Annotated in this window: 9 protein-coding genes; 2 read left to right on the top strand and 7 right to left on the bottom strand. The window is 48.8% G+C overall.

Annotated elements, in window-relative coordinates:
• Nucleotides 1-1,012 precede the first annotated feature (1,012 nt).
• A complete protein-coding gene (gene ruvB / locus Q0614_RS02165) occupies nucleotides 1,013-2,029 on the top strand; it encodes a Holliday junction branch migration DNA helicase RuvB (RefSeq protein WP_297962230.1) in 1,017 nt (338 codons plus the stop codon).
• A 363-nt stretch (nucleotides 2,030-2,392) separates the two neighbouring features.
• Complete coding sequence (locus tag Q0614_RS02160) at nucleotides 2,393-3,943, top strand: AI-2E family transporter (protein WP_298786232.1); 1,551 nt, start codon at nucleotides 2,393-2,395, stop codon at nucleotides 3,941-3,943.
• A gap of 366 nt (nucleotides 3,944-4,309) precedes the next feature.
• Here Q0614_RS02160 and Q0614_RS02155 read toward each other — a convergent pair whose 3' ends face one another.
• From Q0614_RS02155 to Q0614_RS02125, 7 genes are all read right to left on the bottom strand, one after another.
• Entirely contained in the window at nucleotides 4,310-5,287 is a 978-nt protein-coding gene (locus Q0614_RS02155; RefSeq protein WP_298786230.1) for a hypothetical protein, read from the bottom strand.
• 203 nt (nucleotides 5,288-5,490) lie between these two features.
• Nucleotides 5,491-5,826: a chaperone NapD gene (locus Q0614_RS02150; RefSeq protein ID WP_298786229.1), complete on the bottom strand. Its 336-nt coding sequence runs from the start codon at nucleotides 5,824-5,826 to the stop codon at nucleotides 5,491-5,493.
• Nucleotides 5,823-6,998: a hypothetical protein gene (locus Q0614_RS02145; RefSeq protein WP_298786227.1), complete on the bottom strand. Its 1,176-nt coding sequence runs from the start codon at nucleotides 6,996-6,998 to the stop codon at nucleotides 5,823-5,825. The genes Q0614_RS02150 and Q0614_RS02145 overlap by 4 nt, the downstream gene beginning before the upstream one ends.
• A 9-nt stretch (nucleotides 6,999-7,007) precedes the next feature.
• On the bottom strand, nucleotides 7,008-7,541 hold the full coding sequence (locus Q0614_RS02140) for a nitrate reductase cytochrome c-type subunit (protein WP_298786226.1): 534 nt from the start codon (nucleotides 7,539-7,541) through the stop codon (nucleotides 7,008-7,010).
• Complete coding sequence (gene napH / locus Q0614_RS02135) at nucleotides 7,538-8,347, bottom strand: quinol dehydrogenase ferredoxin subunit NapH (RefSeq protein WP_298097849.1); 810 nt, start codon at nucleotides 8,345-8,347, stop codon at nucleotides 7,538-7,540. Before napH ends, Q0614_RS02140 begins: the two co-directional genes overlap by 4 nt.
• Entirely contained in the window at nucleotides 8,344-9,102 is a 759-nt protein-coding gene (gene napG / locus Q0614_RS02130) for a ferredoxin-type protein NapG (RefSeq protein ID WP_298786224.1), read from the bottom strand. Before napG ends, napH begins: the two co-directional genes overlap by 4 nt.
• A gap of 3 nt (nucleotides 9,103-9,105) precedes the next feature.
• On the bottom strand, nucleotides 9,106-10,823 hold a 1,718-nt coding region (locus Q0614_RS02125; RefSeq protein ID WP_298786223.1), incomplete at its 5' end, for a molybdopterin-dependent oxidoreductase.

The following is a 10,823-nucleotide window of genomic DNA, read 5'->3' as shown; positions in this document are numbered from 1 at the left end:
AAGGGCTGCTCGAAAAAATTTGAAAGCGACGGCGTAGTGTTTTTATTTGAAAACACAATGTCCGGCTCATATAGAGCGTTCTGTAGTGGCGACGACGATAATAAGAGCGTTTTGATTGAAAAGCACGATTTGTAGAACTAGGCTCGCGCAAGAAAAATTTAGCGCCTTAATTTGGGGCGCGATCGATAAGGCGTCGCGAGGCTGTGCGGCTAAATTTAACCGTCGTTCGGCGCTAAATTCCATCGCGCAAACAAAATTTAATCGCGCGGTTTGTCGTTAAATTTTGCCACGGGAGCGAACTTAACTGCACGTCCGCCGCTAATCGTCGCGTAAGCTATCGCTAAGCTCAGCGTAAAATTTTAAGCCCAAGGCTTTCTGCTCCGAGTTCTGCGCGACTGCGAGATACAAATCCTGCGCGAAATTTTACTTAGCTGCGCAAGCGCGTAAGGCAAAATTTTGCATAGGATTTTACGTAGAATTCATTGCGAAATTTTAACCGACTTCGTTAGATAGAATTCTAGCCGGCTGCGTACCGCTAAGCTTGAAGTGCAGATTTTAACCCTCACTGCCGCAAAAATAAGATCCGCATTAAAATTTTACGAGGCAAAATTTCGCTGCAAAATTCCAGGCGCCGAATTTAATATCGTAAAATTCCAGCGCCAAATTTCACGTCGCAAAACTGCGTGCGTATTTTTCAAATGGCTAAATTCCGCGCCGTAAAATTTAGCGCAGTTAGCGACCCGCGCGCTGTTTAGGAGCCGTCACAATAAAATTCCGCACCAAGGCATAGCGGGCGCAGCGGCATGAGCGTAGTCTTAAACCCGTCGCGTTAAAATTCCCCGGTCTTTCGCGACGGGTGCTTTGTTTTTTAGCCTCAGCGCTAAGCGCGTACCGTAAAATTCCGCGCGGTAAATTTTATTCCGCCCGCAAAGATCCGTCCCTTAAAAATTGTCAAAATTTAGCCATTTTTCGCTACACTTGCTAAAATTTTAAAAACGATTAAAGAGAGATTATGGACAGAATTGTAGAGATCGAAAAGATGCAGCTCGATGAGAGCGTGGAGAGCTCGCTGCGCCCGTCGAGCTTCGAGGATTACGTGGGGCAGGAGAAGATCAAATCAAACCTCGCCATCGCGATCGCCGCGGCGAAAAAGCGCGCCGACGTGCTTGATCACGTGCTTTTTTACGGGCCGCCGGGGCTTGGCAAAACTACGCTAGCGCACATCATCGCCGCTCAGATGGGCGCCGCTATCAAGGTCACCGCCGCGCCGATGATCGAAAAGGCGGGCGATCTGGCGGCGATTTTAACGAACCTGCAAAGCGGCGACGTGCTTTTCATCGACGAGATCCACCGCCTAAGCCCCGCGATCGAGGAGGTGCTGTATTCGGCGATGGAGGACTTCCGCCTCGACATCATCATCGGCTCGGGTCCCGCCGCGCAGACCATCAAGATCGACATTCCACACTTTACGCTCATCGGCGCCACGACGCGCGCGGGCATGATCTCGGCGCCGCTGCGGGATCGCTTCGGCATGCAGTTTCGCTTGCAGTTTTACACGCACGCCGAGCTTGCGCGGATAGTGCAGATCGCTTCTGTTAAACTCGGGAAGGAAAGTGCAAGCGACGCGAGCGCCGAGATCGCGCGCCGCTCCCGCGGTACTCCGCGTATCGCGCTACGGCTACTGCGACGCATACGCGATTTTGCTGAGGTGCGCGATGAGGGCGCTATCTCGCACGATCGTGCGCGCGAAGGGCTTGAGGCGCTGGGCGTGGACGAGCAGGGCTTTGACGAGATGGATATAAAATATTTGGAAATTTTATTTGACGCCAAGCGCCGTGCCTTGGGGCTTAGCACGATCGCGGCGGCGCTTAGCGAGGATGAGGGCACGATCGAGGACGTAATCGAGCCCTATCTGCTCGCCAACGGCTACATCGAAAAGACCGCCAAAGGCCGCATCGCAACCGATAAGGCGCGCGAGGCGCTCGGTCGCGTGCTAAAGACCGCGGAGAGAAATCTGTTTGAGGAGTGATCTGCGGATTTAAAATTTAATCGGGCTTTGCGGGCGCTTAAAATATTATTTTATCGGTCGCTTTCCCTTTAGTTTAAATTTAGACGGGCTTTGCGGGCGCCCTCGCGGTGTGCTTACGTCCCGTGCCGCTTATGGGTTATTTGCTAGGCGGGTGCTGGGCGTACACTTTGTCGCTAGTCCGCCGCCTTTAGTCTTTTAAATTTTACTCCGAAATTTCAATAAACATATCCGCTGTGTCGTCGCGCGCCGTATGTGAAAAACGTGTGAGAACGCCGCTCGTAAATTCTATTAAATTTCAAAATTTAATCGAAATCTGATAAAAAAATTTATAAAATAGCTCATCAAATTTCAAAAGGATAAAATTTGCCGACGCCGAAAGATAACGCCGCAAGCCGCAATGAAAACCTGGCTGAAAATATAGCCCAAAATAACGCCAAAAGCGAGGCGCAAAATTTCACCGAAAATCAGACCGTAAATAACGCTGAGGGTAAAATCGAAGCCGCCGCCGAAGCCAAAGCGACTGTCAAAAACAAAACCAAAACCGCTACTGAAAATAGAGCCGAAATCGGCGCCGAAAATCAAAGCGAAAGCATAGCCGAAACGGGCAAAGCCGCCAGAGCAAATACCAGCGCCGATAAATCAGGCGCAGCTGCGCTAGACGCCGCGGAAGGCAGGACTAAAACCGCCGCCGAAAATCAAAGCAAAAACCGGATCGAAACCGACAAAGCCTCGTCTGCTGGTGCTTCCGCGTTAGGCGACGCCGCCGAAGCTAACGAAACCTTCTCGGCTAATGCTTCCGCGTTAGGCGACGCCGCCGCTTCGGGAGCCGCTGCGGGTATGAAAGCGGGCCTTGCCAAGGCTAGCGGGCGCGCAAAGACGAGCAAGATATTTTTTATCGGCGCAACCTTGCTGATGTTTTGCTGTGTGATCTATCTGTTTTCGCCGTTTTTGATGGTGATCGCAATCGGCGTGCTGATGGCGGTGGCGACCTCGGGTCTGCACGCTAAAGTAACGAAGCTGTGCCGCGGCAGGCGCACGCTAGCCTCGGTGCTTAGCCTGTTTTTGCTCTGCGCGCTTTTTTTCGTACCCTTCATCTACGCAGTGATCGAGATCGCCAAAAACGCCGCGAGCTTCGATATGGCGCGCCTAAACGATGCACTTAGCTATGTTCAGAGCCTAAACATCAAGCTGCCCGGGCCTTTTGAAAAATTTGATACGCAGTTTCACTCGTTTTTGGCAAACCTAGACGTCGCGGGCCTAGCGAAGCAGATCATCTCCTATCTCTCGGTCGTCGGAAAGTCCAGCGCGAAATTTATCGTCGATATGGTGCTTATCGTCGTGTTTTGCTTTTTTGCATACCTCTACGGCGAGAGCTTTAAGCGCTTTTTCAAAAAAATTCTACCCGTCGAGCCCGCGCAGATCGATTATATCTTTTCCGAGACGGCAAATACGATGAGCGTCGTGTTTTACTCGACCATCTTCAACGCCGTATTGCAGGGCTTTTTGTTTTCGATCATCGCGGGGATCTTCGGCTTTGACGCGCTGCTGATGGGGGTGCTTTTCGCCTTCTGCTCGCTCATCCCCGCAGTCGGCGGCGCGCTCATCTATGTGCCCACCGCGCTATACGTGCTAGCGGGGGGCAGCACCTCGGGCGCGATCGTGATAATGGCGTATTGCGTGATACTGATCTCGACGCTCGCAGACAGCTTCGTAAAGCCGCTCGTGATCAAATTTATCAACTCGCGCCTGGTCGAAAACCCCGCAAACATCAACGAGATGCTGATCTTCTTCTCGATGCTTTCGGGCATCAGCACGTTTGGGTTCTGGGGCGTGATCTTGGGGCCCGCGATTTTAACGCTATTTATCGCTGTGCTAAATTTATACGATTATCTAAAAAAGATAGAATTCGAGTAGGGCTTGCGTCGCTGGGTGCTTTTAAATTTATGAAAATGCTGCCCGTAAAACGCAATGCCCAGCACGCCCTTGCGGCTCTTGCGCCCTTGCGGCTTTTTGTCCGTTCGCGCTCTTGCGCGGGCACAAAGCTTTTAAATTTAAAGGCGAATTTTAATTTCAGCTGCTGCTCGCGCTCTTTGACGAATTTTAGAGCAAAGATCGCGAGTATCGGCGAGATTATTTTGGGTCGCGTCATGCGGCGGCGCAGTATTTTTAAGCTACACCGCGCGGCGTGGCGAAATTTTATGGATTAGAGTTTAAATTTAAAGTAGTCGATAGTAAAAGAAAGAATTTTAACTTCAGCTCTAGCAAGCAATGCCCAGCAACTCAATACCCACTTTCGTCGCCTTCTCCTTGCGAGTTAAAATTTATCTTATTCTTTTGATTTTTTAAATTTTGGTATTGATTGAAAAGTATATCTATGCCGGGTTTATGATAATAGTTGTGATCTTTAAATATTGCATCTTTCGTTAATTTGGGAATTTTGTTGTAAACCGGTATAAAAGAAAAAGTATATTCTCTGTCACAATCTATAGGCTCGTCCTTCCACAGCTGCTTTTTTAGTGCAAAGCGCCCATGTATACCGCAAAAGGAATTTAGACTTATGCTGTTATCTATCTGGCTTTCGACAAAGGAATACAAAAGTGAATAGTAACAGTCGTTAATAGGACGAATTATATCGAATTTTTTGTTTTTAGTTTCAGGATATATCGGCAATTCAAAATTATCTTTATTTACAAACAAAAAACCCTCGAAAACCTTAAAAAGACCGTCTGGATACGGCGCGCCTAGTCCGAACCCCGTATATATAAAATTCTCTATAAAATTTCCATCTTCGTCAATCAAATGCTCCTGCTCCCAAGGATAAAAGAGGCGTAGCTTTAAAACCTCGTCGTTTTCTACAATCTCTTCGGCGTTTTGTATAGGTTCGCCGTTTTTGCAAATTTTAGAACCCAGATCCATTAGATAATCAAAATTTAGCCTTTTATCCAGCTTCCAAAATTCGCATCTATCATCGGGATATTTATCGCCGTTACACCATGAAAATCTTACTCTCTCATAGCCGTTTTTGTCTAAGTGAATATCCGCCATCTTGCCGAAATCTATTTGCGGATAATTATCTAAATAGTGAAGCTTTTTTAGGTAATCTTTTAAATTTAACTCTACGATCTCTCTTTGCGTTAGATTTTTATCGCTAAAATCAAGCGCTTCTAAGATAGCTGAAATTCTATATGTGGGCAGCAAGGCGATAAATATGCAAAGCCAGATCAGAAAAACTATAATACAAAGGTATTTCAGGCGCAAGCTTACTCCTTCGGGCAGATTGCGCTATATTATCCAATGCAAGCTTAACGAGCCCATAATCCGCAGTGCTTGCAGCAAACGACTTGCTGTAAAAATTCCAAGCTTGTTTGCGCAGTTAAAATTATATAGTTAAATTTGGTAGTTAAATTTGAAATTTTAAAATTTACATTTGGCGGTAAAATTTTAAAATTTACGGCGGCGGTTTAGACTCGCACTTTGCCGCCGTATTTGATCTGGCTCGGGTCTTTTTCGTCCAGCTCGCGCATTATCTGCTCGCCGTTGTCGGAGTTTGCCGCGGTGATGTCTGCGTCCAGATCGGAGTAAGAATAGATCATCATCGCCTCGCTTACGCCCTTTATAGCCTCTATCGCGCGAAATGCGGCGATCTCGTCATCGAAGCTCTCCACGCTAATCGTGGCGACCGCCTTGCCGTTCTCGCACGCTACGAACTCGCAGCCGCCGATGCTTTGCAGCTCCTTGCGAAACGCCGCTATATCGATATCTGCGCCTAGATAGATTACGACGCTTGAAATATTCATTTTAACTCCCAAAAGTAGATATATCTATTGTACCCAGAGCCCACGAGATACTCTCCTGCGAAAAGCAGATAGTTGATGATGTCGTTGTCCAGCTTGATGCTGCGGACGATCTCGCCTGCTTTATCGATTACGCGTACGCCGTTACCAACGGTAAAAGCACCCAGCTCGGGGCTTAGCGCCACAGCAAAAACTGCAAAATGGGCGTTATAAAATTTAGCGAAATCGCCGTTTTCGTAGTAGCACGATTTTTCTTTGTCGTTCGAGCCGCTCATCATGCGATCGCCAAGTAGCGCCACGGAGTAGATCCCGTCCTTGTGCAGGGACTTTTGGCTCATAAGTTTTTTCGCTTTCGCGTCGAAATAAAACACGATGCCGCCTTCGCACGAGACTAGCAACATCCCGCTAGCGCGGTCGTAGGCGCTGCCGCCCAAAGACGCGATGGTGAGCTTTTGCTCAAAGCTTACCTTGCCGCTAGGTAGATCGAAGTATAAAATTTCGCTACCAAGACCTAGCAAAATCACGGTATTTTCGTCGTAGAAATAGACGTTTTTAATCCCTGTAATTGGCAATTTGTAGTGCGTGATCTTGCCGCATGCAAACACACCCAGCATCTTTTCAAACGCGTCGCCGTTATACAAAAATGCGTACTTCTTGCCTAGTTTATCGACGTCGAATATGGTGGCGCCCATCGGCTCGTCTAGGTAATTTTTGGACGAGGGCAGGGCGAAAATTAGCGTTTTGGATATTGCGCTCGAGGCGGAATTAGAGGCGGAATTTAATGCCGTAGAATTTTCGGCAGAATTTTGCGCCGTGGAATTTGCCGCTGCGGAATTTACGCTTACTTTCGCATTAAAATCCTGCGCAGCATCGGAATTTATGCTTGCGTTTGCCGCGGAATTTCGATCTGCGAAATTTTGTCCAGCGGCGGAATTGCGCGCGGAATTCTCCGCGGAGCTAATGGTGATTTTATAGAGCTTGCCGTCGTCGAGCCCTGCGTAAATTTCGCCGTCTAGATTTTTTAGCACCGCGACATTTGCGTCAAGCTCTAGTATGAATCTAGCGTGTTTGATCTTTGCAGGCGCATCTATACCCACAGCGCCACTAGGTATTGCAACGCCGCTACCGGCATAGATGAAGCAGGCGCAAAGTAGCAGCGGTGGTAAAAATTTCATCGCGCGCTCCTACTCAACCTCGGCGCCTTGATTTAGCGTATCTATGAGATTAGAAGTGGAATTTGCGTCGCTAAACCTGCTAAAATCGGCTTTGAAATTATTTTTCACTAGTGGATTGGTTTGGGCTTGCGGTACGTGGCATTGAGTGCAGTTGAATCTCTGCTCGGCTAGCGTGCCGTTTAGATCCGTGCCTGTGCGAAAGTCCACCAAGTGGCTTTTTGGAATCGGCGTAGAGCCTACATCCTTAGCGACATCGGGCATATGGCAGGTTACGCACATATTGTTATCCTTTGTGATCGGTACAAGCCCTTCTAAGCTGTGCGGTATAAGCGGTGGAGCGTTTTCGAAGCTGCGCTCGATCTTCGAAGCGGCGCCCGGAGCATCCTCGCTATATTTGAAATCGGGCAGGGAATTTTTATTTTGCACCGATTCGTCCACGCTTTTTATAAAGCCCAAGCTGTCGGCATCTATAGAAGCTGTCTTGTCCGCGGCAAAGAGTGCCACACAGCATGCAAGAGCCAAGCCTAAAACCATTTTTTTCATTTTTTTACTCCTAATATACTAAAATTTAACGCATCGTCGTCGCATACGTCGATGCAGCGTCCGCAGCTGATACACTCGCTGCTAACGCGCCCGTTTTCGCGCCCGACCATCTTAAGCACCTGAACTTCGGGGCAGACCATTTTGCATTTGCCGCACATCGTGCATTTATCAACCTCGTGGCGAATGCGAATGATGCTAAAATAGCTAAGCGCCGCCCAAAATCCGCCGAGCGGGCATAGCCGCGAACAGATCGTGCGATCGCCTGCGAAAATTTCAAAAACTACGATCAGTAGCGCGATTGCAAATGCACTGGCACTCAGCGATATGACGGCGCGCGCGAAAAGCGAGATAAAGCTTACGCTCTCAAACGCCGCAAAGCCGAAAGCTCCGCTGCAAATGAGCGCTAGCGCTGCTAAGACGTAGCGAGCCTTGCGGTTTACGCTAACGATCTTAGTCGTTATGCCGAGTCTTTTACGAAGCCAGGCGGCAAGATCGGTCAGCAAATTTATCGGACAGACCCATGAGCAATATACTCGCGGCGCTATAAGCGCATAAAATGCTCCTACGATAAGCGCTCCGATAACCGCCGTAGCGCCTAAAGAAAAGCTAGCTAACAGCATCTGCGCCGTCGCAAACGGATCGCTTAGATTAATCGTGCCGAAAAGTTTCGACGAGCTTAGATTGCCCTTTAGAATTCCTGATAAAATTCCGTTTTCACTCGCGGCTTTGAAGGCGAAATTATTTCCTAAAATAAAAAGGACTAGAATAGAAATTTGGCTCAAACGCCTTAAAATAGTGTATTTCATTGCCTAGCCCCCTCCATTAGATCGTCCTCGTTTAAGTAATCCTTACTCTTTTGCGGATCGAGCTTGATTTTGGTGTCTGCGTCCTTTAGCTTCGCGTCGTCGCCCTTGATCCAGCCTTTGACGTAGTTATCGCTGGAAATTCCTATGACGCGCTCGCGCTCCACGACGCTGATAGCCGCCTTTTTCGTGACGCAGGCATGCTCGCACTTACCGCAACCCGTGCAGTAGTCGCTATCTACGACGGGCACGAGTAGGGCGTGCTTTTCGGTGCGGTTGTTGTGACGGTAATCGATCCTAAGTGCCTTATCCATCACGGGGCAGCTTCGCACGCACGCGTCGCATTGGATACCTGCATAAGCGATGCAATGCTCGGTATCTATGACCGCAACGCCCATTTTGGATAGACGCACATTTAGCTTAGAGTTTTCGCTCACTAAATTTTTATCTAGCGCGTTGCTAGGACAGGCTGCGACGCAGGGTATGTCGTCGCACATATAGCACGGAATTTCGCGCGGGATAAAAAACGGCGTGCCGTTTGCAATAGCGTGATCGCAAAAGCTCGCAAGCTTAAGCGTATCAAATGGACATGCCTCGACACAAAGCCCGCACCTTAGGCATTTGCTAAGAAATTCTTTCTCGCCTATAGCTGCGGGCGGGCGGAGTTTGGCGTGCTCGCTAGAGTTTGCGACTCCGAGCCCCATAACGCCTACGCCCGCAGCTAAAGAAAGAATGCCTAAGACCTCACGCCTATCCATAATTTACGCCTTGTAAATTTTAACCGCGCATTTTTTGTAGTCGGTTTCTTTTGAAAGCGGACAAGTATGATCGAGCGTGACGCGGTTGATATAAACCTTCTCGTCAAAAAACGGCACGAAAATAAGTCCCTTCGGCGGAATGTTACGTCCGTGAAAGTCCACGCGCGCTTTGACTTTGCCGCGGCGCGACTCGATCCAGACGATTTCGTTTTGTTGCACGCCGATTTTGGCGCCGTCTAGCTCGTTCATATAGCATCTTGCCTCAGGCACCGCGCGATAAAGCTCCGGCACGCGCATAGTCATAGTGCCCGTATGCCAGTGCTCCAGCACGCGACCCGTACATAACCAGAAAGGATATTCCTCGCTTGGCACTTCTACAGGATCCATATACGGACGGAAGAAAATTTTAGCTTTATTGGCAAGGCTTGTTTTCTCTTCGCCCGAAGTAGCGGATTTCAGATCGCCGCTAGGCAGCGCTGCCTTTGCATTACCGTAGAAGGCAAAGTCGCTATCCGGAGCCGCTTTTTTAGCATAAGGATCGTATTGGGCGTTAAAGCGCCAAAGCGTTTCTTTGCCGTCTACGACCGGCCACCTAAGACCGCGCACTCGGTGATAGGTATCGAAATCGGCTAGGTCGTGTCCGTGACCGGTGCCGAATTTTCGGTACTCCTCCCAAAGATATTTTTGGATAAAAAAGCCGTAGCCTTTAAATTCTTTGCCGTCGCTGCCGATTACGCCACGAGAGTCGCCGTTTACTTCGGAGTTATCGAAGCTTGCCATAATCGGATCTTTTGCAGCGAAAGCCTGAGCGTCTTTGTTTGCAAAGAGCACTTCAAATAGTGTAGTCTCTGGTGTATAGCCGAATTCTGAAATTTTATCCAATACGTTTGGAAGCGTAAGCTTATCATTTACTTTAACTTCGCCCCAGAAATCCTTGAGTTTGAAGCGCTTGGAAAACTCTAGCATCTGCCATGTATCGCTCATCGCGTCGCCCACAGGAAGAACCTGCTGTCTCCACCACTGAGTTCTACGCTCGGCATTGCCGTATGCGCCCCATTTTTCGTAGATCATCGCGGTCGGTAGGATTAGATCGGCTACCTTCGCACTCAGTCCCGGATATGGATCGCTTACTACGATGAAGTTATCCATCTCGCGCGCCGCGGCTATCCAGTGGTTTGCGTTGGCGATCTGCTGCCATGGGTTATTTACCTGCACCCATATCCATTTTATCTTGCCATCTTCGAGATTGCGCAGAGCCTGTACATAATGTGCGCCCGGTTTTGGGTTTATCGTGCCCTCGGGAAGCTTCCAAATTTTTTCGGAAACCTTTCTGTGTGCCGGATTTGCCACGACCATATCGGCAGGTAGGCGGTGAGAAAACGTGCCCACCTCTCTAGCTGTGCCGCAAGCGCTAGGCTGACCGGTAAGCGAAAACGCTCCGCAACCAGGTTTGGCTTGCTTGCCTAGAAGGAAATGTACCATGTAGCTTTGCTCATTGACCCAGGTTCCTCTTGAGTGCTGATTAAAGCCCATCGTCCAAAAGCTTACTACTTTGCGGTCCTTTTCGATGTAATAATCTGCCAGCTGCTTTAGCTTGGTCTTAAACGCCTCTAAATCCTCACTTTCGTCACCCTTAGCTAAAGGCGCTACGAAATCTAGCGTGTAAGGCTCCAGCGCTTTTTTAAATTCTTCGAAGCTTATGAGCCAGTGAGCATCCGATT

It is taken from the genome of uncultured Campylobacter sp. (assembly GCF_937997595.1).
Classification (GTDB): domain Bacteria; phylum Campylobacterota; class Campylobacteria; order Campylobacterales; family Campylobacteraceae; genus Campylobacter_B.
The sequence above is the reverse complement of the archived record's forward strand: the minus strand, read 5'-3'. Positions and strand labels throughout refer to the sequence as shown.